The sequence below is a fragment of the Paraburkholderia aspalathi genome, from assembly GCF_900116445.1.
GTDB classification, from domain to species: Bacteria; Pseudomonadota; Gammaproteobacteria; order Burkholderiales; family Burkholderiaceae; genus Paraburkholderia; species Paraburkholderia aspalathi.
On the sequence record NZ_FPBH01000007.1, the window covers coordinates 128,105 to 151,291 of the forward strand.

At 62.7% G+C, this 23,187-nt stretch carries 24 protein-coding genes and 1 pseudogene; 10 read left to right on the forward strand and 15 right to left on the reverse strand.

The features are described from left to right. Positions 1-2 precede the first annotated feature (2 nt). Positions 3-107, forward strand: a pseudogene (locus BM438_RS44835) (LysR family transcriptional regulator); the annotation flags it as partial. Between the two features lie 6 nt (positions 108-113). Here BM438_RS44835 and phnN read toward each other — a convergent pair. Genes phnN through phnF form a run of 3 tightly spaced genes read right to left on the reverse strand, consistent with a single transcriptional unit; the run spans position 114 to position 2,199 of the window. Beyond that, the gene (gene phnN / locus BM438_RS13665) at positions 114-695 is read right to left on the reverse strand and encodes a phosphonate metabolism protein/1,5-bisphosphokinase (PRPP-forming) PhnN (protein WP_093634774.1); all 582 of its coding nucleotides are present in this window, start codon (positions 693-695) and stop codon (positions 114-116) included. A 2-nt stretch (positions 696-697) separates the two neighbouring features. After that, on the reverse strand, positions 698-1,444 hold the full coding sequence (locus tag BM438_RS13670) for a DUF1045 domain-containing protein (RefSeq protein ID WP_093634775.1): 747 nt from the start codon (positions 1,442-1,444) through the stop codon (positions 698-700). Continuing rightward, on the reverse strand, positions 1,441-2,199 hold the full coding sequence (phnF, locus tag BM438_RS13675; protein ID WP_093634776.1) for a phosphonate metabolism transcriptional regulator PhnF: 759 nt from the start codon (positions 2,197-2,199) through the stop codon (positions 1,441-1,443). Before phnF ends, BM438_RS13670 begins: the two co-directional genes overlap by 4 nt. A gap of 181 nt (positions 2,200-2,380) precedes the next feature. Here phnF and phnG point away from each other — a divergent pair, with 181 nt between their 5' ends. The 7 genes from phnG to BM438_RS13710 all read left to right on the forward strand — a co-directional run bounded on the left by phnG (position 2,381) and on the right by BM438_RS13710 (position 8,337). Further along, positions 2,381-2,866 carry a phosphonate C-P lyase system protein PhnG gene (gene phnG / locus BM438_RS13680; protein WP_093634777.1) on the forward strand — a complete coding sequence of 162 codons (486 nt, stop codon included), beginning with the start codon at positions 2,381-2,383 and terminating at the stop codon, positions 2,864-2,866. Next, positions 2,866-3,477: a phosphonate C-P lyase system protein PhnH gene (gene phnH / locus BM438_RS13685; protein WP_093634778.1), complete on the forward strand. Its 612-nt coding sequence runs from the start codon at positions 2,866-2,868 to the stop codon at positions 3,475-3,477. Before phnG ends, phnH begins: the two co-directional genes overlap by 1 nt. Continuing rightward, entirely contained in the window at positions 3,477-4,622 is a 1,146-nt protein-coding gene (locus BM438_RS13690; RefSeq protein ID WP_093634779.1) for a carbon-phosphorus lyase complex subunit, read from the forward strand. The genes phnH and BM438_RS13690 overlap by 1 nt, the downstream gene beginning before the upstream one ends. Then, a complete protein-coding gene (locus tag BM438_RS13695) occupies positions 4,619-5,542 on the forward strand; it encodes an alpha-D-ribose 1-methylphosphonate 5-phosphate C-P-lyase PhnJ (protein WP_093634780.1) in 924 nt (307 codons plus the stop codon). Before BM438_RS13690 ends, BM438_RS13695 begins: the two co-directional genes overlap by 4 nt. Continuing rightward, positions 5,539-6,309: a phosphonate C-P lyase system protein PhnK gene (phnK, locus tag BM438_RS13700; protein ID WP_054041997.1), complete on the forward strand. Its 771-nt coding sequence runs from the start codon at positions 5,539-5,541 to the stop codon at positions 6,307-6,309. Before BM438_RS13695 ends, phnK begins: the two co-directional genes overlap by 4 nt. Positions 6,310-6,317: 8 nt before the next feature. Further along, positions 6,318-7,097 (forward strand): phosphonate C-P lyase system protein PhnL, encoded by a 780-nt coding sequence (phnL, locus tag BM438_RS13705; protein ID WP_093634781.1) that lies wholly within the window; start codon positions 6,318-6,320, stop codon positions 7,095-7,097. 106 nt (positions 7,098-7,203) lie between these two features. Further along, positions 7,204-8,337, forward strand: a complete 1,134-nt coding sequence (locus tag BM438_RS13710) for an alpha-D-ribose 1-methylphosphonate 5-triphosphate diphosphatase (RefSeq protein ID WP_093634782.1) — start codon at positions 7,204-7,206, stop codon at positions 8,335-8,337. A gap of 8 nt (positions 8,338-8,345) precedes the next feature. Here BM438_RS13710 and BM438_RS13715 read toward each other — a convergent pair whose 3' ends face one another. After that, positions 8,346-8,636, reverse strand: a complete 291-nt coding sequence (locus tag BM438_RS13715; protein WP_093634783.1) for a hypothetical protein — start codon at positions 8,634-8,636, stop codon at positions 8,346-8,348. 95 nt (positions 8,637-8,731) lie between these two features. Here BM438_RS13715 and BM438_RS13720 point away from each other — a divergent pair, with 95 nt between their 5' ends. Next, complete coding sequence (locus BM438_RS13720; RefSeq protein ID WP_093634784.1) at positions 8,732-9,502, forward strand: glycosyltransferase family 2 protein; 771 nt, start codon at positions 8,732-8,734, stop codon at positions 9,500-9,502. Positions 9,503-9,568: 66 nt separating this feature from the next. Here BM438_RS13720 and BM438_RS13725 read toward each other — a convergent pair whose 3' ends face one another. From BM438_RS13725 to manD, 9 genes are all read right to left on the reverse strand, one after another. After that, on the reverse strand, positions 9,569-10,576 hold the full coding sequence (locus BM438_RS13725; RefSeq protein ID WP_167378387.1) for a lysylphosphatidylglycerol synthase transmembrane domain-containing protein: 1,008 nt from the start codon (positions 10,574-10,576) through the stop codon (positions 9,569-9,571). A 129-nt stretch (positions 10,577-10,705) separates the two neighbouring features. After that, positions 10,706-11,131 (reverse strand): lytic transglycosylase domain-containing protein, encoded by a 426-nt coding sequence (locus tag BM438_RS13730; protein WP_093634916.1) that lies wholly within the window; start codon positions 11,129-11,131, stop codon positions 10,706-10,708. 98 nt (positions 11,132-11,229) lie between these two features. Continuing rightward, on the reverse strand, positions 11,230-11,580 hold the full coding sequence (locus BM438_RS13735) for a hypothetical protein (RefSeq protein ID WP_244179363.1): 351 nt from the start codon (positions 11,578-11,580) through the stop codon (positions 11,230-11,232). A 14-nt stretch (positions 11,581-11,594) separates the two neighbouring features. Further along, on the reverse strand, positions 11,595-11,903 hold the full coding sequence (locus BM438_RS13740) for a hypothetical protein (RefSeq protein ID WP_244179369.1): 309 nt from the start codon (positions 11,901-11,903) through the stop codon (positions 11,595-11,597). A 390-nt stretch (positions 11,904-12,293) separates the two neighbouring features. Beyond that, complete coding sequence (locus tag BM438_RS13745) at positions 12,294-13,124, reverse strand: GntR family transcriptional regulator (protein ID WP_093634917.1); 831 nt, start codon at positions 13,122-13,124, stop codon at positions 12,294-12,296. 96 nt (positions 13,125-13,220) lie between these two features. Next, entirely contained in the window at positions 13,221-14,513 is a 1,293-nt protein-coding gene (locus tag BM438_RS13750; protein WP_093634788.1) for an MFS transporter, read from the reverse strand. Positions 14,514-14,624: 111 nt separating this feature from the next. After that, positions 14,625-15,671 (reverse strand): L-idonate 5-dehydrogenase, encoded by a 1,047-nt coding sequence (locus BM438_RS13755; RefSeq protein WP_093634789.1) that lies wholly within the window; start codon positions 15,669-15,671, stop codon positions 14,625-14,627. A gap of 31 nt (positions 15,672-15,702) precedes the next feature. Further along, the gene (locus BM438_RS13760) at positions 15,703-17,106 is read right to left on the reverse strand and encodes an MFS transporter (protein WP_244179364.1); all 1,404 of its coding nucleotides are present in this window, start codon (positions 17,104-17,106) and stop codon (positions 15,703-15,705) included. Positions 17,107-17,153: 47 nt separating this feature from the next. Next, complete coding sequence (gene manD, locus BM438_RS13765; RefSeq protein WP_093634790.1) at positions 17,154-18,362, reverse strand: D-mannonate dehydratase ManD; 1,209 nt, start codon at positions 18,360-18,362, stop codon at positions 17,154-17,156. A 226-nt stretch (positions 18,363-18,588) separates the two neighbouring features. On the opposite strand from manD, the gene BM438_RS13770 reads away from it, so the two are divergent. Then, positions 18,589-20,079, forward strand: a complete 1,491-nt coding sequence (locus BM438_RS13770) for a mannitol dehydrogenase family protein (RefSeq protein WP_093634791.1) — start codon at positions 18,589-18,591, stop codon at positions 20,077-20,079. Positions 20,080-20,090: 11 nt separating this feature from the next. Here BM438_RS13770 and BM438_RS13775 read toward each other — a convergent pair whose 3' ends face one another. Beyond that, positions 20,091-21,884, reverse strand: a complete 1,794-nt coding sequence (locus BM438_RS13775; protein ID WP_093634792.1) for a GGDEF domain-containing protein — start codon at positions 21,882-21,884, stop codon at positions 20,091-20,093. Beyond that, entirely contained in the window at positions 21,884-23,032 is a 1,149-nt protein-coding gene (locus BM438_RS13780; RefSeq protein WP_234487828.1) for an ABC transporter substrate-binding protein, read from the reverse strand. Before BM438_RS13780 ends, BM438_RS13775 begins: the two co-directional genes overlap by 1 nt. Between the last annotated feature and the right edge of the window lie 155 nt (positions 23,033-23,187).

Sequence of the window (23,187 nt, forward strand, 5' to 3'; positions counted from 1 at the left end):
TCTTGAGCATCATCTCGCGGCGCGATTTGCTGCCCACGCCGGCGGTGCTGCAGTTGGTATCGTGTTTGCAGGAAGCGACCCGGAAGCGCATCGCGGCGGCCGGGTAGTCGAGCCTAGCGAACGTGGGGAGCGTGGGAAACGCGGGGAATGTCCGCTTCCGCCTGCAAAAAAGCGATCAGCGCGTGCCCCGCGTCTTCCAGTGCTCCGGAGTTATCGATCGTTGTGCATCGAAGCCCTTCCGGCAATGAAAACGGTGCCCGTCGCGCAAGCCTGGCCGCAACCTGTTCCGCCGACTCACGCGCCCGCGCGCCGAGCCGTGCTTCGAGGATATGCGGCGCGGCGTCCACATGCACGACCTCAATGCGCGGATAACGCGCCAACGTATGCTGCAAATGCTGGCGCGACCCGTTGACGACGACCGTGCACCCGCGTGCAAGCCATGCATCGATCTCGATACCGATGCCATACCGCAGTGAATGGCTCGACCATTCGAGCGCGAACAGACCGAGCACCGAACGCGCCGCGAATTCCTCGACGCTCAACGCAACATGCTCTTCACCGTTGCCGCTCGGCCGCGTGATGTAGCGATGCGCAAACAGAATCGGCTCGCCCATCAGGCGGCTGCGCGCAAAACTCAGCAATGAATCCTTGCCCGCGCCGGACGGCCCCATTACATAAATCAAACGACCTGCCATTGTTATTTCACCTCGCGGGTCTGAAACGGCACGCGCTGCCACAAGACGAACGGCTCTCCAGGCGCGGGCTCGACAAAGAGCGCCGCGTGATCGACCGCGAGCGGCCCGAGCGCGGGCGTTTGCGCCTGCCACCACGCAACCAGCGTTGCGCGCTCGTCAGCATCGGCGAGAGAACTGGATAGCGTCATGTGAAAACGGAATTCGTCGAAGACGTACGGATAGCCCCATTCGATCAGCAGCGCACGTTGCCGATCACTCAACGGCGCGGCGAGACGGCGCGCGAGATCGGCCGCGGAGGGTCTGGCGCGCAGTGCATCGAGCGAGCGCAATGCACTTGCGGCAACTGCACCAATGTTTGCTTCGCCGTTCTGATCCGCGGGACGCAGCGCGACGAAATCGCCCAGCGTTGCGGCTTCGACCGGCAATGCGAATGGGTTTTGCGTATGCGCCCATTGACGCGTCGCTTCCAGCACATGCTGTTGAGTCACGCCGTCAGCGAGACGAAACGGCGCGACCAGCGTGCCGTGCCAGCCATAGCGACGTGGTGCTTCGGTTAGCTCCGCCAGCGCACGCGCCAGGCCTTCCGGTTGCGGCGCCACACAGCGCTCGCCGCTTTCCGCGTCACGCCCCAGCCACGCCGAACCGGCGGCCCACCATGCCGATTCGCGCGACGGCGCGTAATAAACCGCGAACCGTGCGTCGACATTCCATTCGACCTGATCACCGGTGTTCCCCACCACGGCGCTCATACTTCGTGCTCCACCAGCAACTGCACACGGTCCGCCGCAAAATGCGTGAAGCCGTATTTAATCGGTGTGCCTTCCAGATCGACGTCGACGTTTTCGACCCACAACACCGGCTGCTGCCGGTTGATATTCAAACGCCGCGCCACTTCCGGCTCAGGCAACACGCTGCCGATACGGCTCCACTTGCGCAGGTAATCGGTTACGCCCAATTCGGCCATGGCCTTGGTCACGCCGCCGGTACGCTCCAGCACCTCCGGCAAGTCTGGGAAACGCCCAGCCGGGTACCAGTTACGCGCGAACGTAAGCGGCACGCCATCCGATTCGTGCAAGGTCTCGATCCGGTAGACCGCGGCGCCCGCCCGCAAGCTGAGCGCCTTCGCCACATTCGGCTCGGCCTTCACGCGTGCGGACGACAACATCGTGCCCGCCGCCGCATGGTGCTGCTGCCGCAAGTTTTCTGTAAACCGCGTGCGCCGGCCAATCGAATAGTCGATCGCGCCGGGCTGCACGAAGGTGCCACGCCCCTGCTCGACACTGACGAGGCCCAATGCGGCAAGACCGAGCATGGCGCGGCGCACGGTATGCCGGTTCACGTCGAAGCGTTTGGCCAGTTCGCCCTCGCTCGGCAAACGGCCGTCTTCGCCAAAGCCGCTCGCTGCAATTTCCGCTGCCAGAATCTGTTCGATCTGCCGCCAGACGGCAACGCCCGCGCCGCGTTCGAGCAGCGTGCCCGGCGTCGCGTTGTCGTTCGATGTCATGGTGCTGTCATTCCCTTGGGTTCAAATATTCGCTATGCCATGCATTGTAGTGCGCAAGCCGTGATGGAAATGTGAAACGGCGGCCATGCACGACAACGCTCCGCAAGCATACCCCTAAACGTCTAGACGTTTAGATGAATAGATGCTTAAATGTCCACTCGCTGGATCAACAGGAATTTCGATGAGTGCCACTTCCGCCTCGCCTTCCTCCGCCACGCGGCGCGCATGGATGGCCGTGCTGGCCCGCACCCCGCGCGCCGATCTCGAAGCTGCGCTGCAACGCGCGCTGCAAGGCGCTCCACCTCCTGCTTACGACTGGCTGCGGCCACCCGAAATCGGCCTCGCGATGGTGCGCGGCCGCGTCGGTGGCAGCGGCGACCCGTTCAATCTCGGCGAAGCCACCGTCACGCGCGCCACGTTGCGTTTGCGCGGCACGGGTGATGCAGCCGCAGCCGTCGGCGTAGCGTGCCATCTGGGCCGTGACCGCCGCCGCGCCGAACTGGCCGCGCTTGCCGATGCGTTGCTGCAGATGCCCGAACATTACAGCGCCTTGCACCAGCAACTGATCGCGCCGTTTGCCGAACAGCAAGCCGCGCAACGCGCCGAACGCCAACAGGACGCCGCAGCCACGCGCGTCGAATTCTTCACGATGGTCAGAGGCGATTGATGGAAAACTCGCAGATAGCATTGTCTACCTTGACGCCCGGCTTCGCGGACCCGGTCCACGACACCCAGGCCGTATTCCGCACGCTGCTCGACGCACTGTCGCGTCCGGGCACGGTGGGCGTCGTCGAAAAAGGCTTGCCGGAGGTGCGGGCCACTCGCGCCGCGCTCGCCGCCTTCGCCGCGCTGCTGACCCTGTGCGACTACGCCACGCCCGTCTGGCTCGCACAACCCGATACGGCACTGGGCTCGGCACTGCGCTTTCATACCGGCGCGCCGCTCGTCGACGAACCAGGGCTTGCTGCCTTCGCCTATATCCACGACGCAAGCGCAATGCCGGCACTGGAAAGCTTTGCACTCGGCGAAGCGGAATCGCCTGAGCACTCGGTGACCTTGCTGATCCGCGTCGAAGCGTTGACAGGCGGTGCACCGATCGTGCTCAGCGGTCCCGGCATTCAGCACACCACGACGATCGCGCCGATCGGTCTGCCCGAGCACTTCTGGCGCGAACGCGCCGCCCTCGCGCCGCTCTTTCCGTGCGGCATCGATTGTTATCTCGTCTGCGACAGCACGCTGATCGGCCTGCCGCGCACAACTCAAGCGAAGGTGAACTGATGTACGTTGCCGTCAAGGGTGGAGAACGCGCGATCGAAGCATCGTGGCGTCTGCTCGACAAGTCGCGCCGCGGCGATACGCGGCTGGCCGAGCTCAGCGTCGCGCAGATTCGCGAGCAATTGCGCCTCGCCGTCGCGCGAGTGATGACCGAAGGTTCGGTCTACGACGAAGAACTCGCCGCACTCGCGATCAAGCAGGCCGCGGGCGATCTGGTCGAAGCGATCTTTCTGCTGCGTGCGTATCGCACCACGTTGCCGCGTTTCGGTTATACGCAGGCGATCGACACGGAAGCCATGCAGGTTGAGCGCCGTATTTCGGCAACGTTCAAGGACGTGCCCGGCGGGCAAATGCTCGGCGCGACTTACGATTACACGCAACGTCTGCTGGATTTTGCGCTGCTTGCCGAAGGCGATGCCGGAAACGATTTGGCCACGACCCCAGCTTCCATTCAAGCCGCCCAGTCCGCAGTTGAAGCCATGCCGCGCGTGGTCACGCTGCTCGACAAGGAAGGCCTGATCGAACAGGAACGCCCCACGCCGGACGCGCCGGAACCCGGTGACCTCTCGCGCGAACCGCTCGCGTTTCCCGCGAGCCGCGCCACGCGTTTGCAGAATCTCGCGCGCGGCGACGAAGGCTTCCTGCTCGCCATGGGCTACGCCACCCAGCGGGGCTACGCGCACACGCATCCGTTTGCCGGCGAGATCCGCTTCGGCACGATCGCCGTCGAAATGGAACTCGACGAATTGGGCGAAGCCGTTGAAATCGGCGACATCGATGTCACCGAATGCCAGATGATCAACCAGTTCGCCGGCAGCAGCGAGGTGCCGCCTACTTTCACGCAAGGCTATGGTCTCGCATTCGGACACTCGGAACGCAAAGCGATGGCCATGGCACTCGTGGATCGTGCGTTGCGCGCCGAGGAACTCGGCGAAACGCTCGCCTCGCCGACGCAGGACATCGAATTCATGCTTTCGCATAGCGATAACGTCGAAGCGTCCGGCTTCGTTCAGCATCTGAAGTTGCCTCACTACGTCGACTTTCAGTCCGAACTCGAACTCGTCCGGCGACTGCGGGCGCAACACAGCGCAGAGGGCCAGGATCAGGGCAAGAATCAGGATCACGATCAGCAGGAGCAAGCCGCATGAACGCGCCGGCCACATCTCACACCACCGCGTCATACGACAGCGCCGCGGACGGCTACAACTTCGCCTACCTCGACGAACAGACCAAGCGCATGCTGCGCCGCGCGTTGCTCAAGGCCGTCGCGGTGCCGGGCTATCAGGTGCCGTTCGGCTCGCGGGAAATGCCCCTGCCGTACGGCTGGGGCACGGGCGGCATTCAGGTGACCGCGGCGATCATCGGCAGCAACGATACGCTGAAGGTCATCGATCAGGGTTCCGACGAAACCACTAACGCGGTCAACATCCGCCGCTTCTTCGCGCGCACCACGGGCGTGGCAACCACGCGCCGCACGACGGAAGCGACGATCATCCAGACACGTCACCGGATTCCGGAAGCGCCGCTCACCGACAAGCAGATTCTGGTCTATCAGGTGCCGATGCCCGAGCCGCTATACAGGCTGGAACCGCGCGCCACGGAATGCAAGAAGCTGCACGCACTGGCTGATTACGGGTTGATCAGCGTGAAGCTGTACGAGGACATCGTGCATCACGGCAGTATCGCCACCACGTACGACTACCCGGTGATCGTCAACAACCGCTATCTGAGTTCGCCGTCGCCGATTCCGAAGTTCGACAACCCGAAGATGCATATGAACCCCGCGCTGCAATTGTTCGGCGCCGGCCGCGAACGGCGCATTCACGCAATCCCGCCATACACCCCCGTGCGCAGTCTCGACTTCGACGATCACCCGTTCGAAGTTCAGAAGTGGCAGCATGCGTGCGCGCTGTGCGGATCGACGGAAAGCTTCCTCGACGAAATGATCGTCGACGACGCCGGCAAGCGCATGTTCGTCTGCTCGGATAGCGACTACTGCCACGAACGCCGCGGCGATCAGGATCTCGAGCTGCCGGCATACGAAGCGCGCAAAGGAGAAACCACATGACGCCGCTGTTGAGCGCCCGCTCGCTCACCAAACAATTTGGCGGCCGCAACGGCTGCAGGAACGTCAGCTTCGATCTGTATCCGGGCGAAGTGCTGTGCATCGTCGGCGAATCCGGCTCGGGCAAGACCACGCTGCTCAATGCGCTCGCGCTGAAAACCGAAACCGATAGCGGCTCGCTCCACTACACGGCCACGCATGGCGAAAAGCTCGATCTGCTCGCCCTGTCCGAACCGCGCCGGCGCCTGTTGATGCGCACCGAGTGGGGCTTCGTGCAGCAGAATCCGCGCGACGGCCTGCGCAGCGGCGTCTCCGCCGGCGCGAATATCGGCGAGCCTTTGATGGCTGTCGGCGCACGCCATTACGGCGACATTCGCCACACTGCAACGCAGTGGATGGAACGCGTCGAACTCGATGCCACCCGCATCGACGAATTTCCCGCGGCGTTTTCCGGCGGCATGCAACAGCGTTTGCAGATCGCCCGCAATCTTGTCACCGGTCCGCGCCTTGTTTTCATGGACGAGCCGACCGCCGGTCTCGACGTCTCGGTGCAGGCGCGTCTGCTCGATTTGCTGCGCACGTTGACGTCCACGCTGCATCTGTCGGTGCTGATCGTCACGCACGATATCGGCGTGGCGCGGCTGCTCGCGCATCGTTTGATGGTCATGCAAGGCGGCGAAGTGGTCGAGTCGGGCCTGACGGACCAGGTGCTCGACGATCCGCAGCATCCGTACACGCAAACGCTGGTTTCCTCGGTTCTGCCGGTTTGAGGCTCACAATGCGATCCATTGAAACAAGCACGGAATTCCACGCCACCGGACGCGCGTTCATCGAGAACAATGCATTGATGTTGCGCGCGGTCGGCATCGGCAAGACCTTTACGCTGCACGGCCAGGGCGGCGTGCAGATCGAAGCGCTCGCGGGCGTGTCGCTCGATGTCGAGCGCGGCGAGTGCGTCGTGCTGATCGGACCTTCTGGCGCGGGCAAGAGCACGCTGCTGCGCTGTCTGTACGGCAACTACCTGGCCAGCGCGGGCTCGATTGCCATTCGCGATGCGGCGGCGGATAACGGCCTGCCGGTGTCGATCACCGGCGCCGAGCCGCACGACGTGTTGCGCCTGCGCCGCGGCGTGGTCGGCTACGTCAGCCAGTTTCTGCGCGTGATTCCGCGCGTGCCGACGCTGACGCTCGTCGCCGAACCGCTGCTGTCGCGCGGCGTGGCCGAAGACGAAGCCCGTGCACGTGCGGCAGCCCTACTGGCGAGATTGAACGTGCCCGAGCGGTTGTGGTCGCTCGCGCCCGCCACCTTCTCCGGTGGCGAACAGCAGCGCGTGAACATCGCCCGCGGTTTGATCGCTGAGCATCCGCTGCTGTTGCTCGACGAACCCACGGCCTCGCTCGACGCGGAGAACCGCGACGTGGTTGCCGATCTGATCGTCGAAGCGCGCGAGCGCGGCGCGGCGATCGTCGGCATCTTTCACGACGAAGAAACCCGCAACAAGGTGGCCACACGCCGTCTTGAACTCCAGCCGCCGTTGCGTCCGCAGTTGCATCACTAACTGACACGAAACGGCACTAAACTGAACCACTGAGCTGAAACATTGAGTCGAGCACCACATCGAAACACAGCGGTGCAACACTCAGGACAGACTACGGAGCAAGTCGATGTTGATCAGGAACGCTCGCATCGTGACGCGAGACGAAGTATTTACCGGTGTCGTACGCATCGAAGACGGCGTGATTCGCGACGTCGAGCGTGGCACGACCTCGGCGCGCGAAGCGGAAGATTGGGAAGGCGACTATCTGTTGCCGGGTCTGATCGAACTGCACACGGACAACCTCGAGAAGCACCTGGCGCCGCGTCCGGGCGTGCAGTGGAATACCGACGCCGCCTTCGTGATTCACGACGCGCAAGTGGCGGCGGCCGGCATCACCACGGTGTTCGACGCCCTCGCAATCGGTTCGCGCTCGAACGTAGGGCTGCGCGGCCGCGATCTGCAGACCCAGTGCGCCGAATCCCTCGCGCGCTTCTCGGAGCGCAAGCTGCTGCGCGCCGAACACTTTCTGCATCTGCGCTGCGAAATCGCCACGGCCGACGTAGTCGAGGTATTCGATTCGTTGTGCGGGCATCCGTTGCTGCGGCTCGCCTCGGTAATGGATCACACGCCCGGCCAACGTCAATGGCACGACCGCGAGCAATGGCGCCGTTTCCAGGAGCGCAATGGCAAGCTGAGCGACGAACACGTGGCGACCGCGCTGGCCGAACTGTCCGTGGAACAGGAACGTTACGCCGACGCACACCGCCACGAGATCGTTGCGCGTTGTAACCGGCTCGGCATTCCGGTGGCGAGCCATGACGACACGCTGATCGAGCACATCGAACAGGCCAAGGCCGAAGGCATCGTGCTGGCCGAATTCCCGACTACCCGCATCGCCGCCGAGGCGGCACGCGAGCACGGCATTTCGACCATCATGGGGGCGCCGAATATCGTGCGCGGCGGCTCGCATTCGGGCAACGTGTCGGCCCTCGAACTGGCGAAGGCAGGCTTGCTCGATATCCTGTCCTCGGATTACGTGCCGTCCAGTTTGATGACGGCAGTGTTCGATCTGGTTAGCAAGGCCGGTTGGACGCTGCCGCGCGCCATGGCGACGGTTTCCGCCGAGCCGGCTCGTACGGCAGGCCTGCATGACCGCGGGGCGATTGAAGCGGGTTTGCGCGCTGACTTCGTGCGCGTCACGATGCTCGACACGCTGCCGGTGCCGCGCGCGACATATCGCGCCGGAGCGCGGATCGTCTGATGAAGTTGTCAGGCCTCGCTGGTGACGGGCAGCAGCGGTTCGACCGCGGCCCAGCGCGTCCAGCGGGGTGTCTGGTCAGGTGCTTCGACGCGCAAGGTGCGCGAGCCGTCACCGAAAACCAGGGATTCGATATTGAATGCGCTCCCCTCTTCAATGCCGGCGTCGCGTACGTGACCGGATTGGTAGGTGAAACTGAGATTGCCTTCGCGCAACAACTCGAGGTAGGTGTCGAAGTCGGTCGTTGATGAACGTTTGTCCCAGCGGTTCAGGAGGGTCGCGGCGATTTCGGCGTCGTACATTTTGTACCTCTCTGGGCGTAAGCCGTGTCCCGACTATAGCTGAAAAACAAGCATCGTGCTGCAATGCACCATTGTTGATCTTTACGGCCCTTTACATGACCGCTCGCGCCCCGCTCAGACCGCCTCCACGAATCTCCTGCGTCATTTGCGCGTACAACGAAGCGCCCCGCATCGGCACGGTGCTGGCCGTGGCCTGCGCGCATCCTTTGCTCGGCGAAGTCATCGTGGTGGATGACGGTTCGACCGATGGCACCGCGGACGTGGTCGAGCGTTTCGCGTCGGCGCGGCTGATCCGGTGCGCCGAGAATCGCGGTAAAAGCGCCGCGATGGCAGCCGGAATCGCCGCCGCGCGTGGCGAACTGCTAATGCTGCTCGATGCCGACCTGAAGGGACTGACCGCCGAGAGCATCAGCGCGCTCGCCCTGCCCGTCCTGCAAGGCAGAGCGCAAGTAAGCATGAGCCTGCGTCAGAACAGCCTGCTCGCATTCCGCGCCATCGGCCTCGATTTCGTCTCCGGCGAGCGCGTGGTCAAAAAAGCGCTGCTCAGCGAAGTGCTGCAGGAGGTTCACGGCTTGCCGCGCTTCGGGGTCGAAGTGTTCATGAACCGCCGCATCATCGCGCGCCGTCTGCCGATTGCAGTGACGCACTGGCCACACGTCACGCAGGCCCGCAAAACCGAGAAACTCGGCTACTGGAGGGGCATGCGTGCGGAATGGCGCATGATCGCGGACCTCCTGAAAGCGGTCTATCCGCTCGCGCTGATTTCACAGACCTTTCAAATGCTTCGCTTACGCAGTGAGCAGGACTCACGCGCGAGTTTTGCGGCACGCATGCGCAAAGTGCCGGACACCGATAGTGCGCGCTGAAGCGCTTACCGAAGTTGGCTAGCGCCGTGAGCCGTACGGTGCCATTGAAACCCGGCCCGCGAGGTTTCAGTCAGCGGCCGATAATGGATTGCGCCCCCTCGTTGCAAGCGCAACAAAACCTGCCGCGCCCAGCACCAGCGGGCTGTAAAGCGTCGCGAAACGCCACAACACCAATGCCGTCGCGATGCCCGCGCGGGGCACCCAACTCGCGAATGCGGCAGCAAGAGCGATATCGCCGGTGCCACCGCCTGCGGGCACGCCGGTCCACAACGCGGCATGCAGCACGACGGCCTGCACGGCCAGAACGAAACCCAACGGCAAGCGGTAACCGAGTTCGCGCAAGATAAACCAGAGGGCGCCATAGCGCAGCAACCACTGCAGCGTGGTGAGCAGACACAACGCAGCAAGCCGCCACTTGGGCACGGCGACCAATTCCAGCCATTGCCGGCGGACGCTATGGAAAAACCGGCTCAATCTCGCGCGGCGCTCGTTGAGCCAATGAACGCGCCGGCCAGCGGCGTCCAGTGCTGCAGCCACACGCCGGCGGTTCATCCAGCAGACGCCGATAAGGCATGTGGCGCTGGCCAGCCCGCCGAACACGAGCGGCGCGCTAGCGCGCGGAATCACTTGCGTCAGCGGCCCGAAGGCAAACACCAGGGAAATCGGTACGGCGCTCGTGAAGAACGCGAGATCGAGCGCCTGATCCGCGCCGACGACCGTCGTCGCCAGCGACCATGATGCCCCGGCGCGCTGCAGCAGGCCGATGTTGACGCCGTAGCCCGCCGCGCCCAACGGAGAAGCCAGGAATGCGAAATCGGTAGCCAGCGTGATGGCGAACGTGCGCAGGAAACTGATCCGGAAACCGAGCGCGGTCTGCATCAGATGCAGCTTGCCCGCCTTTGCCATCGCGCTGATCGCCGCACTCGCGGCAAGCGCGGCGAATACGCAGAGAGACACGTTACGCAGCCCGGCGAACGCCGCGTGCGAATTGAGAACGAAAGGCGCGCCGACGGCGAGCCCGATACCGGCAAGCGCCACCAACACCGCCGCTTTACGCGTATGTGATCTGATCAACGAAGGCCTCAGCGAGTACAGCCTGGCCCTGCTTTCTCCGCACGATGCAGCATGCATGAGGCTGCGCGGTGCGTGAAATCAAGGCCGTCCGGGGCCTCATGATAACCACGCGACACTGCGTTTTCGTGACTAGCGATCGGCGAGCAGCGATTGGTGCGCCGACGGCAACTGCCCCCATCCGACCAGCACCTGCTGGATGCTGCGGGCGTAGGCGTCGCGCTGCTTCGGAGTTTCCGAGTGGTATGCACCGATCGCGCGCCAGGTGTTGCCGTATTTGACCATCTTCTGCTTCAGCAGCCATGCGGCTACGTAGACGTTCACACACGGATCGGTCAATGCGCGATGCGGCACGCCTTCGCGTGCGAGGTCGCCGAAATGAATCGAATTGATCTGCAACTGGCCGACGTCGATCGAACCGTTCGCGTTCTGGTGTATCGCGTCCGGGTCGCCCTTCGATTCGAACCATGCAACCGCGCGCAATACCCAGGGATTGACGCCCTGGTAGGCCGCGGCCTCATTGAAGCAATCGTCTGCCGCCTGGGCCGCGCCGCACATCGACAGCCACGCTAGCGCGGCACAGAAGAGTTTCAAGGACACGATTCATCCTTCCGCTTGATAGCGACAAAAATGATGAACTCCACGCCGCGGGCGAATTACTTGGCCAACGCCAGATCGATTTGCCGTTGCACGGAGTCGAGGTACGTATGTGAAGCGTCGGACACGACGAGCCGGACTGCCGGCATCGGCGCTCCCCTGCGTTCCTGCGTCTGGATCGGCGCACGCGACTTCTTTCGATGCGTCGTCGGCTTCACCGGCAAATCATCATCAGCGCCACTCGACGGCGGCAGCATCGTAAGCGTTGGCAACGGCGGATAAACCTTGTCCGCCGCCGGGGGAAACGTGGCAGGAAACGCGCCTGCCGACTGCAGATCCGTTCCCGGCTGGCCCGCAAAAGCAGGCGTGGCGAGCAGTGTGGCCACCGTCAGTAAGGTGATTCGAAACATCGCGATGGCCTCCTTCATTGCACCGTTCTGATCGACACGCTATAGGGCTGACCCAGGCCGGCGGTTCGATTCTCGAAGCTCACCTTCGACATGCGTTGCGCAGGCACACCCTTCCATACTGCCTGGTTCAGGTACGCGAAATCCTGACCCAGCGCGGTGACCAGCACGACCGTGGATTGCGGTTGCGCGGCAGCCAGTGCGCCTGCCTTGGTCAGCACGGCGGTGAGTTGCGGGTCATGCGCCCCGAGCGCATCCGGCGGAATCTCGAAGCTGATGACTTCGTTAGGCGCCTTGTCCGTGTGCGCGGCATTCTGCGCGGGCATCTGTGCGCACCCGGCCAGCGCGAGAACGGCTACAAAAAACCACACCTGTCGCTTCACACCCGTCTCCAGTCAATCCCGTTGCTATAGAGTTGTTTTCGGCAGACGCGCGGGAAAAGTTGATAGGCCAAAAACGCGCCCGCGAAAATCAAAAAGAGTTACCTCAAGATCGGCGCAAACGATTGCTTCGACGCTCGATGAAGCGTCGAACGAGGCGAAGTTGCCTCGCGTTTGGAGGGGAATATTTGTATGAGGATTGTGGGCTGGAGAGGCCGCGGGACGGGGCTCTGCGGGTCATGCATGAAGTTCGCTGACGGGCGCAGCGGGGATGCTACGCCCATGACAGTAATGTGGCCGTAAGCGAGCAAGCCGGCGGCCCGCCCGCAGATCGGCCTAAGTCGACAGCGGCACGCGCTCCGGTTCGTCCGCGTCGAACCACGCCGGATTGCGCTCCGCAATCGGACCAAGCGACACCAGAATCTCGCGCAGATGGCTGCGCATCGCTTCTTCAGCCGCGCCCGGATCGTGCGCGCGCAGGCCAGCCAGAATCTTCGCGTGCTGCTTGATCAGCAGATCGAGCGGCGATACCTCCGGCAAGCTCAGGTAGCGCACCCGGTCCATCTGCGCCTTGATGTCCTGAATCGTTTCCCATGCCGCCGTGCAATCGATCGCCTGGGCGATCGCATAATGAAACGCCTCGTCGAGCGCGAGGAAGGCGGCCGTATCGTTCGATTTCGCCGCAAGCTTCTGGTCGCGAAGGTTGTCGGCCAGCGCCTGCAATTGCTCGTCCGTGATCGACACGGCTGCCTTCTTCACCACCGCCGTCTCGATCGCTTCCCGAATGAAGCGCCCTTCCCGCACCTGACGCGGCGAAATGCGCTTCACGAAGGTGCCGCGCTGCGGCAATACCTGAAGCACACCCGCTTCGACCAACTTGATGAACGCCTCCCGCACCGGTTGCCGCGACACCTGAAACATGTCGGACACTTCCTTCTCAGAGAGCGGCGTGCCCGGCACCAGTTGACCAGCGAAAATTGCCTGACGCAGCGCACGGAAAATCTGCTTGCCGATCGGCTCATGCGAGTCGAACGAGACGCTGGCGGTCAGATCCGGTAGTTCGACACGCGCGCCGGCCTGCATGCTCACGCGACGCCTTGTGCGGGGTGCAAGCGTGGTGTCGGAGGAGAAAGAAGACGTGTTGGCGTGGAGGTTCTTGGTCGGCATCGGGTAACGCAGCGAATAGCAACGAATGAATTGCGACAGAGACGGCACACACCATGAATACCCACCAGCATATCCACTAAAGTGTGCCGCACCATACTACCATGCACGTTTCATGTTTAAGGCACTCGCTCGCGGCTCGCGAATCCACACCAGCGAGCACACCGCGCCGAGCACGGCAATCGCCCCCGCCAGTACGAACGCACTCGCGTAGTTACCGTGCGTCGCTTCGACGATGAAGCCCGTCACCGCGGGGCCGATCACGCCGGCCAGATTCGCCAGCAAGTGCACAAAACCGCCCGCACCGCCGACGTGTTCGCGCGGCACGGTGTCCTGAATCACGGCCCAATACACCGCGCCCGTCACATACAGGAAGAAGATCGACACCGACATCAGCGCGACGGCGCTCTGCGTACTGGCAACACGCCCGGCCAACGCGACGCACACCGCCGCCGCGCCCAAACAGCTACTCAGCACGATCTTGCGCGACAGCAGCGGCTTGCCGGTCAGGCGCAAGATGAAGTCGGAGATGAAGCCGCCTGCCGCGAGACCGATACTGCCGAGCAGCCACGGAATCACCGTGGCGAAACTCATGTCGCGCAGACTCAGGTGATGCGCTTCGGTCAGATACGTCGGGAACCACGACAGGAAGAAAAACAGCACGTAGTTGTATGAGAAGAATGCGAAGGCCGTCGCAAGAATGATCGGCTTCTTCAGGAAGTGCCGCAGGCCGAGTCGCTCGCCGTCGGCCGAATGGGCGATCGCATGTTCGTCCGCCTGACCGGCGCGAATCAGTTCGATCTCGTCGGGCGTGACGCGCGAGTTTTCGTGCGGGTGTTCAGTGGTCGTTGCCGCCCACAAGACGAGCCACAAGAGTCCCAGCAGCATGATCGCGACAAAGGCCCAGCGCCAGCCGAACTGGACCGCCATGAAGCCGACCACCGGTCCCGCCAGCGCGCCGCCGAGCGGCGTGCCCGAACTGATCACGCCAATCGCGCTCGCGACTTCCTTGCGTGGGAACCAGTTATTGACCATCTTGCTGTTCGACGAACTGAACGGACCTTCGCCCATGCCGAACAGCACACGCAGCACGATCAGCGAACCGATGCCGGTGGCCAACGCAGTCGCACCGCAGAACACCGACCACACGCCCATCGCGGTGCCAAACACGCGTTTCGCGCCGACCTTGTCCGACAGCACGCCGCCAACAAAATTGAATAGCGCATAGCCGATGAAAAAACTGCTGAACACGATGCCCATCTGCGCGTGCGAGAAGTGCAGGTCTTTCTGGATCAACGGTGCGGCGATCGACAGCGCCGCGCGGTCGAGATAGTTGATGACGCCGGCCAGAAACAGTAGCGCGACAACAAACCAGCGTTGACTCTTGATCATCGGGTGTCTCCTTCGGGTCGCCTCTTGATGGGCGTTTGAATAGCTTAAGTAGCTGGATTGGCCTGGCAAGGCGCTGCGGTCAGGTGCAACGCCTCATGCCACGGGAGATGCTCAGTCGAAGTTCAGATGCACCTTCATCGACTGCGAGCGATCGAGCGCCACTTCGAACGCATGGTTTGCTTCACTCATCGCGAATGCATGCGTCATGAGCGGTCGCAAGTCGACTTTGCCGGAAGCGATTTCATCGGCAGCGATGGCGTATTCGCCGGTGAAGCGGAACGAGCCTTGATAGCGGAGTTCCTTCGACATCACCAGGTTCGCTGCCACCGGTGACTGGCCGGCCGGCAGATTGCCGACCTGGATCACCGTGCCGCCGGCGCGCGCCGCACGCAGCGCCGTATCGAGTCCCGCGGGACTGCCCGATGCCTCGATGACTACGTCGAACGTGCCGCGTTGTGCGGACCATTGATCGATCGCGGCGCTGTCTTTCGCGTTCACGATCTGATTCGCACCGAGTTGCTGCGCAACCTGCAACGCCCGATCCGACAGATCCAGCGCGACCAGGCGATGGGCACCGGCGCGGCGCGCCACGCTCAGCAGAATGCAACCGATCGGCCCGCAACCGACCAGCAGGACACTCGCGCCAACGAGCGAACCCGCCTGCTTCACTGCATGCAATGCAACGGCAAGCGGCTCGGCCATCGACGCCTGCGCAAAATCGACGCCATCCGGCACCGACACGCATTGCCGCGCCGCGACCACGATGTACTGACGGAACATGCCCTGCGTGTGCGGGAACGTCGATGCACTGCCCATGAAGCGCATGTTCAGACAATGATTGGGCATCCCGCCGATGCAAAAGCGGCACGTCCCGCAGGCCAGCCCTGGATTGACGGCAACACGCTGCCCGGGTGTCAGGCGACTCTCCGCGCTCACGCCCTCGCCGAGCGAATCGATCTCGCCGGCCACTTCATGTCCGAGCACGAACGGCTCGCGTACCGCGAAATCGCCGCTCTTGCCTTTGAAGTAGTACGACAGATCGGAGCCGCAAATGCCGCCGGCGCGCACGCGTACTCGCACCTGACCGGGGCCGGGTACAGGCGGCTCGACTTCGTCGATGCGGATGAGTTTGGGTTCGTGAAGCACGGCTGCGAGCATGAAGGACTCCGGTATGACAAAGGTCTCGCGCTCAGTGCCGCGCGAAAGAAGATGAAGATGAGGACGCGAGGGCTTGCGCTGCCGTATGGGCTTCTGCCGGCTCGCCCCCGCCCCAATCGTGGAGATCGCCGCCACGGCGTAGAGGCGCGGTTTCCGGCAATGCAAAAAGCGATACAGCCGACACAATGCCGAGCACGGCCACGTAGACGATCAACGCGAGCGAATTGCCATGCGTGACCTGAATCAGTTTGACGGCCAGCAATCCGAGCACGCCGCTGCCGAGCAAGGAGCCGATCTGCCAGATCAGCGCGATGCCGCTGCACCGCACGCGCGCGGGGAATAGTTCTGGAAACAGCGCCGCTTGCGGTGCATAGCAAAGGCTGTGACCCACGCTAATGGCGAGAATCATCACGAGCTGGATCGCCGCGCGATTGCCGCTATCGATCGCCATGAAGAACGGCACCACCAGCGCCACGTGCAATAGCGCACCCGCGATAAAGGTCGGCCGCCGTCCGATGCGATCGGACAGCGCACCGGCGAGCGGAATCGTGACGAGCTCGAGCGCGACCGCGACGATCACCGTTTCGAGCAGCATGCTTTGCGCAATGCCATGTGCCTTGCCGTAGGCGAGCACGATCATCGTGTACATCGCGAAGGCGCAAGCCTCGATCAATTTCGCGCCGACACCTTTGACGATCGTCGGGCCGAACTGCCGCACCACCTCCACCACTGGGCGCGAAGCCACTGCCTTGGTGCGCTGGATCGTTGCGAAGATCGGCGACTCTTCGGTGCGCAAGCGGATATACAGCCCCACAGCGACCAGCAGCGCGCTGGCGAGAAACGGAATGCGCCAGCCCCAGTCGAGCAATTGCGCTTGAGTCAACGTCGCGCTGAGCAGCGCGAACAGGCCCGACGGAATCAGAAAACCGGCCGGCGCGCCCAATTGCACGAGACTCGCGAAGAAGCCGCGCCGCGCAGGCGGAGCGTATTCCGCCGTCAGCAACACGGCGCCCGCTTGCTCGCCGCCCACGCCGAAGCCTTGCAACACGCGAATCACGATCAGCGCAATCGGCGCCCAGATGCCGATCGACTGATAGTCCGGCAGCAGGCCGATCACAAACGTCCCCAAGCCGACGATCAGGATCGTCACGATCAAGGCCTTCTTGCGGCCGATGCGATCGCCGAAATGACCGAACACGATGCCGCCCAGCGGCCGCGCCAGAAAGCCGACCGCGTAGGTAGCGAAGGCGGCAAGCGTGCCGATCAGCGGGTCGGCGGAGGGAAAGAATTTCTGGCCGAACACCAGCACGGCGGCCGTGCCGTAGACGAAGAAGTCGTAGTACTCGGCCGCGGTGCCGATGGTCGAGGCGAAGGCCACGCGACGCAGCATGGCAGTGCTGGCCGGCGCGGCGGCTTGCGGACGTGCTGGGTTCACGCGTGTCTCCATGATTTTGTAGTTAGGGTCAGTCGAGCAAAATCAGCTCACCAGTTCCATAGCGTTCCGTCTTCGAGACGTGCGACCGGCAGATACGCGGGATCGTAGGGATACCGCGCGGCCGCCGCTTCGTCGATATCGACGCCGTGGCCCGGAGCCTCGCCGGGATGCATCATGCCGCGCTCGAAGCGCCATGCATGCGGGAATACGTCGAGCGCTTCAGGCGGAAAACCCATGTATTCCTGCACACCGAAATTCGGCACCCACAGATCGAAGTGCAGCGCCGCGCCCATGCACACCGGCGACAGATCCGACGGCCCGTGACAACCGGTTCGCACCTGGTAGAGCGAAGCAAAATCCGCAATGCGCCGCAGATGCGTAATGCCGCCTGCGTGCGTCAAGGTCGCGCGGATATAGTCGATCAATTGCTCTTCGATCAACTGTTTGCAATCCCAGATGCTGTTGAAAACTTCGCCGACGGCGATCGGCGTGACCGTATGCTCGCGAATCAGCCGGAAGCCGGCCTGGTTTTCCGCGGGCGTCGGATCTTCCATCCAGAACAGGCGATACGGCTCGACCGATTTGCCGAGACGCGCGGCTTCGATCGGTGTCAAGCGGTGGTGGACGTCATGCAGCAAATGGGTATCGAAGCCGAATTTGTCGCGCACCGCTTCGAATAGTTTTGGCACGAAGTCGAGATACTTTTCCGACGACCAGCTCTGCTCCTCCACAACCCCTTTGGTAGCCGGCTCATACATGCCGCTGCCTTTCGACACGCCATACACCGAGCGCATATTCGGCACGCCGCACTGAATGCGGATCGCCTGATAGCCGGCTTCGATGTGTTCCGCGTAACGGTCGAGTGCCTCGGGAATATCGCGGCCGGTGGCGTGGCCGTACACCATCACGCTTTCGCGCGAGGCGCCGCCGAGCAGCTTGTACAGCGGCATGCCCGTTACTTTGCCGAGAATGTCCCACAGCGCCATATCCACTGCGGCGATCGCCGACATCGTGACAGGGCCGCGACGCCAGTACGCGCCTTTGTAGAGGTACTGCCAGGTGTCTTCGATGCGACCAGGATCGCGGCCGATCAGTAACGGGCACACGTGGTCTTTCAGATACGAAGCGACTGCGAGTTCGCGGCCGTTCAGCGTTGCATCGCCGATGCCGTATACGCCTTCGTCCGTGACGATTTTCAGTGTGACGAAATTGCGGCCCGGGCACGTGACGATCACGTCGGCGCGAACGATCTTCATGACTTCTTCCTTGCAGAGGCAAGTCGCGAACCGCGCACAACGGCGGCATACGACTGGCTGTTTTCATGTCGATTTTGGGCTCTGGTTGCAGTGGAAAATCGCACTCGCCAACCTGTCTCAAACCGTTTGAACGATGCTACCATACAAGTATAGCGACACGTCAAATCAGGGTTTTCCCGTTGAACGGCGTCGGTCTGAAGCCTTTCCGCAACCTGGAATTCGTCACATGATTTCTGTAGCCACCTTGCCTCGCCTCGTCCGCCAAGCACTGCCCACGCTGCAATCACATCTGCTGTCACCGCAATGGCAGGAGCCGCGCATCGGCATCGTTCATCTGGGGATCGGCAACTTCCATCGCGCACATCAGGCCCTCTATACGGAAGAGGCCATGCTTGCCGCGGGCGGTGACTGGGGTATTTGCGGTGTCACGCTGCAAGGCGATGTCGGCAAGCGTGACGCGCTGATGGCGCAGCAAGGTTTGTATAGCGTGGTGGAACGCGGCCCGCATGGCGCCAAGGTGACCGTTGTGCGTGCGCTGCGTGAAGTGCTGGCCATGCCGCACGATCGCGCCGCCCTGTTCGCGCGCCTCGCGGATCCGCTGGTACAGATCGTCTCGCTGACAGTCACGGAAAAAGGCTACTGCCGCGACCCGAAAACCGGCGAGGTCGCGCTGGACGATCCCGCCGTTGCACACGATCTGGCCAACCCGCTCGAACCGCGCACGGTGCCGGGCATCCTCGTCGCGGCATTGCGCGAGCGGCGCGACAGTGCGAACGGCAAACCGTTCACGGTGCTCTCGTGCGACAACCTTTCCCACAACGGCGCCGCGCTGCGCCAGGTGGTCTGTTCGTTCGCGCGGCAACGCGATCCCGGGCTGGCCGACTGGATCGCCGCCCACGTTGCGTTTCCATCGACGATGGTCGACCGCATCGTGCCGGCCACCACGGATGCTGAGCGCGTCACCGTGGCTCACGCGATCGTTTATGAAGACACAGTACCGGTCCCCTGCGAGCCGTTCCGGCAGTGGGTCATTGAAGATCGTTTTGCCGCGGGACGTCCCGCATGGGAAGCAGTCGGCGCGCAACTCGTGGAGGATGTCACGCCGTTCGAACTGGCGAAGCTGCGCATGCTGAACGGCACGCATTCGACGCTGGCCTATCTGTCGATGCTCGGCGGCTTCGAGACGATCGATGCAGCGATCTCTCACCCGCCCATGCGCAATCTCATCCACGCGATGATGACGGAAGAAATCGCGCCGACGCTTACCATGCCCGCATCATTCGACCTGGCCGTCTATCGGGACGCACTGCTCGAGCGCTATACGAATCCGGCGCTGAAACATCGCTGCGCGCAGATCGCGATGGATGGCAGCCAGAAGATTCCACCCCGTCTGCTTGCCACAATTGCGGCGCGGATCGGCGCGGGTCAACCGTTCACGCGTCTCGCGCTGGCGATAGCGGCCTGGATGATGTTTTTGCGCGGCCACGCGGACGACGGCACGCGTTACGAAATCAGCGATCCGCTGGCCGGCAGATTGAAGACGCTCGTGGCGTCCGCTGACGGTGAGCCGCAAGCGTTGATGGATGCGTTACTGACTGTGCGTGAAGTGTTTCCGGAAGATCTGGCCGCCCTGCCCGAGTTCAGAAAAACGCTTCGACACGCATTGCAGCTGCTTCACGAACACGGCGCACGGGGAGCCATCACAGCATTGCAATGAAATTCGGCGCTTCAGGCCGTCGGCTCCGCCTCACGGCCTTCCGTTGCCCCTTCGCTCTCCTGCTCACGCTTGCGCGCCGCCAGCACATCCTGGTAGCGCAGATAGCCACACCGTCCACCGGCTTTAGCTGCATACATCGCCGCATCGGCATGGAGCAGCAACTCCTCCACCGTGGCGCTATCCTCCGGAAACTGGCTGATGCCGATGCTCGCGCCCACCGTCATGCTTTGTCCGTCGATCACCAGTTCTTCGTTCAACGCCCCCATGATGCGCGAGGCAATCCCCGGTGCGGCCTCTGCGGAGCGCGGCCCCTCGATCAACACGATGAACTCATCGCCGCCGAGGCGCGCGGCAACATCCGCCGTGCAAAGCACCTTCTTCAGCCGCTTCGCCACGGCGGCGAGCACCTTGTCGCCAATCGAATGGCCGAACTGGTCGTTGATCTGCTTGAAGCGGTCGAGGTCGACGAACAGCACGGCAAGCCCTTCCTGACGCCTTGTTGCTTCCTCGATCGCCGCCTCGAGCTTCTGCATGAACAACATGCGGTTCGGCAAGCCGGTCAGCCCGTCGTGTGTAGCGAGGTGCACGAGCTCACGTTGCTTGTTATGCAGCACATCCATTTGCGACTTGATTTCCCGACGCAAACGATCGAAGCAGCGCGCGAGTACGCCGATCTCGTCGGTACGTTTGAGCGGCAGCGTTTCCATCGTGTGCTCGGCGAACAGATGCGTCGCCGCATACGCGAGGATGTGTAAAGGCTTGGTCAGGGCGCGCGCAAACAGAATCGCCAGGAACAGCGCCAGCACGCTGAAGATCAGCACCATGCGAATGATTCTGTTACCCAGCTGGGTGGCGCCGGATAAGACATCCTCGAGCGGCTTGGCAAGGCCGATCACGATAAAACGGTTGCCTTCGGATGCGCCGAACGGTCTGCGCACGAAAGCAAGCACCTGGCCGGCCGCCTGCCCCGGCCGCACGAGACCGTTCAGCAGAACCTCGCTTTTTGACTGATCGAAGAGCGGCTTGGTGGCGGAAAAGCTGTCCTGCATCAGAACGCGGCGGCCCTTGTCGAAGCCGAACGTTTTCGAGGCATCCGGATGGACCAGGAAATCGCCCCATTCGTTGGCGAGATAGACCTGATAGTCGCTCGGCAAGTCGCTCTGCAAACGGTTGAGCAGTCCGGCCAGATCGATATCGATAATCACGACGCCCACTACTGCGCCACTCGCGTTCGCCACCGGTGTGCCGAGCCGCAGTGTCGGTTTGCCCTCGGCGGCATGCGCGCCATACTCGTGATTCACCGCGATCGGCGAGGTGTAAATGCGTCCGGGCGAGAACCCCAGCGTGTCGAACACATACGCAAACTGGCCTTTTTCCTGCAGGTTGTTCCCCTCAACCCGCACCAGGCCGTCCGCATCGCGATCGAAACGGATCAGCTCGAGTCCGTAGTGCTTGCGGGCAATGAAACGAATCTGCAGGTACTCGGAGTGATGAACCATGAAGCTGGCATACACCTGCGCCAGCTGTTCGCGCTGCGCATTCGCGCCGACGCCGTTGTCGGTCTGCGCGACGTCCGCCAGAGACGGCAAACTCGCGAGCACCAGCGCGTCTGCGGCAACATCGTCGATCGCCACGGAAAAGCGCTGACCCAACAACTCCGTTGAAGTGAGCAGGCTGCGTTCGGCTTCGTTCACGAGCATCGTACGGTTGGCACGATACGTGTAATAACCCGTCGCACCGGACGCGAGCACGCCAATGCACGCAAGCAGAATCGATAACTTGAATGTCAGGCCGGGGCGCATCATCAGAAACGCTCCGACCTGTCGCCGGACACGATTCTGCTCCACAGATCTTCGCGCCGCTGAATATCTTCCACCGGGCCGATCCAAAGGATATGCGCCTTGTCGCCGTTCTCCGCCGGCGCCGTCAGCGTGTTGGCGAGCCCCTGGCGTTGCGTCAGCAACGCACTGACGTCCGGTTCGAGCATGTAGTTGATCCACGCAAGCGCGAGCGGGCGATCCTTGGCGGAACGCGTCATCGACCAGCAGTCCAGCCAGGCGAGCACCCCTTCTTCGGGAATCACGTAGCCCACGTCGGCGCCCGCGCGGCGCAACGATTCAACCTGCTGGGTGCCGTAGTTGCCGAACATCAGGGCAACTTTGTGCTGGATGAAGAACGCGGTCGCTTCTTCAGGCAACGTGTAATAGGTCAGCAGGTTGCGGCGCAGGTCGACGAGCTTGTGAGCGATCACGCGCATCTGCGTATCGTCGAGCTGGAAGGGATGCGGATAGCCCAGCGCCAGCGCGGTGAACGAGAAATTATGCTGGGCGCTATTGAAGTCGAGCACCTTGCCGCGGTAGCGCGGGTTCCACAATTCGCGCATCGAGCGCGGCGCAACGGCGATCTGCTTGCGGTCATAGATCAGCCCCATCGACGAGTACGTGAATGGAATGGCGTATACATTGCCTGCCGAGGTCAGCCCTTCGATCGCCGACAGCGCCTGAAACCGCGGCAACTGTTTTTTCGTATTCGGCAAACTGGCCAGATCGAGCGGCGCCAGCAGATTCGCGCGGGTATAGCGCTCGATTTCAGCAGTGTTCGCTGCGAGCACATCGAACTGCGGCGTGCCCTGAGCATGCATCTGCGCCCATAGCGCCTCGTCGGAATCGACAAGCGTGACTTCGACCTTCGCGTTGTAGCGTGACTCGAAAGTCTTGACGACGTCAGCGTCCGCATAACCGGGCCATGCCAGCACACGCAGAACGTTGTCGGCGGCCACGACGGGTGCTGAAGACAAAAGGCTACAGCAGAAAGCGGCGTTTATCAGTAATGTCAAAAAAGCGGAAAACGCGCGGCCGCGCAGTGACTTCGCGCGTGCCGCTGCGACTGCAGTTCGGCTCCGGCGCGATGGTTTGAAACAGCGCATTTCGTCTGCCATCGAAATCGTGTGCATATACAACCGCTTAGCAGAAGGTCATTAAGACGAACGCAAACAGGCGCGCGGTATTTAATCGCGGGCGTAGTGCTCGATGACTTTGTTCAGACAGATACCGGTGCAATCGTACGCTGCAAAGGCAGCCGTGCGGAGCGTTGATCATAGCGCCAAGC

Excerpts from the sequence above, each read along its gene's own strand:
- BM438_RS13735 (WP_244179363.1), bottom strand. The coding sequence starts at position 11,580 with ATGTTTCGAATCACCTTACTGACGGTGGCCACACTGCTCGCCACGCCT.
- BM438_RS13690 (WP_093634779.1), top strand. The coding sequence starts at position 3,477 with ATGTACGTTGCCGTCAAGGGTGGAGAACGCGCGATCGAAGCATCGTGG.
- BM438_RS13715 (WP_093634783.1), bottom strand. The coding sequence starts at position 8,636 with ATGTACGACGCCGAAATCGCCGCGACCCTCCTGAACCGCTGGGACAAA.
- phnL (WP_093634781.1), top strand. The coding sequence starts at position 6,318 with ATGCGATCCATTGAAACAAGCACGGAATTCCACGCCACCGGACGCGCG.
- BM438_RS13745 (WP_093634917.1), bottom strand. The coding sequence starts at position 13,124 with ATGCCGACCAAGAACCTCCACGCCAACACGTCTTCTTTCTCCTCCGAC.
- BM438_RS13775 (WP_093634792.1), bottom strand. The coding sequence starts at position 21,884 with ATGATGCGCCCCGGCCTGACATTCAAGTTATCGATTCTGCTTGCGTGC.
- BM438_RS13710 (WP_093634782.1), top strand. The coding sequence starts at position 7,204 with ATGTTGATCAGGAACGCTCGCATCGTGACGCGAGACGAAGTATTTACC.
- BM438_RS13740 (WP_244179369.1), bottom strand. The coding sequence starts at position 11,903 with ATGCCCGCGCAGAATGCCGCGCACACGGACAAGGCGCCTAACGAAGTC.
- BM438_RS13720 (WP_093634784.1), top strand. The coding sequence starts at position 8,732 with ATGACCGCTCGCGCCCCGCTCAGACCGCCTCCACGAATCTCCTGCGTC.
- BM438_RS13755 (WP_093634789.1), bottom strand. The coding sequence starts at position 15,671 with ATGCTCGCAGCCGTGCTTCACGAACCCAAACTCATCCGCATCGACGAA.
- BM438_RS13730 (WP_093634916.1), bottom strand. The coding sequence starts at position 11,131 with ATGTGCGGCGCGGCCCAGGCGGCAGACGATTGCTTCAATGAGGCCGCG.
- BM438_RS13750 (WP_093634788.1), bottom strand. The coding sequence starts at position 14,513 with ATGATCAAGAGTCAACGCTGGTTTGTTGTCGCGCTACTGTTTCTGGCC.
- manD (WP_093634790.1), bottom strand. The coding sequence starts at position 18,362 with ATGAAGATCGTTCGCGCCGACGTGATCGTCACGTGCCCGGGCCGCAAT.
- phnG (WP_093634777.1), top strand. The coding sequence starts at position 2,381 with ATGAGTGCCACTTCCGCCTCGCCTTCCTCCGCCACGCGGCGCGCATGG.
- phnF (WP_093634776.1), bottom strand. The coding sequence starts at position 2,199 with ATGACATCGAACGACAACGCGACGCCGGGCACGCTGCTCGAACGCGGC.
- BM438_RS13670 (WP_093634775.1), bottom strand. The coding sequence starts at position 1,444 with ATGAGCGCCGTGGTGGGGAACACCGGTGATCAGGTCGAATGGAATGTC.
- BM438_RS13695 (WP_093634780.1), top strand. The coding sequence starts at position 4,619 with ATGAACGCGCCGGCCACATCTCACACCACCGCGTCATACGACAGCGCC.
- phnH (WP_093634778.1), top strand. The coding sequence starts at position 2,866 with ATGGAAAACTCGCAGATAGCATTGTCTACCTTGACGCCCGGCTTCGCG.
- phnN (WP_093634774.1), bottom strand. The coding sequence starts at position 695 with ATGGCAGGTCGTTTGATTTATGTAATGGGGCCGTCCGGCGCGGGCAAG.
- BM438_RS13780 (WP_234487828.1), bottom strand. The coding sequence starts at position 23,032 with ATGCACACGATTTCGATGGCAGACGAAATGCGCTGTTTCAAACCATCG.
- BM438_RS13770 (WP_093634791.1), top strand. The coding sequence starts at position 18,589 with ATGATTTCTGTAGCCACCTTGCCTCGCCTCGTCCGCCAAGCACTGCCC.
- phnK (WP_054041997.1), top strand. The coding sequence starts at position 5,539 with ATGACGCCGCTGTTGAGCGCCCGCTCGCTCACCAAACAATTTGGCGGC.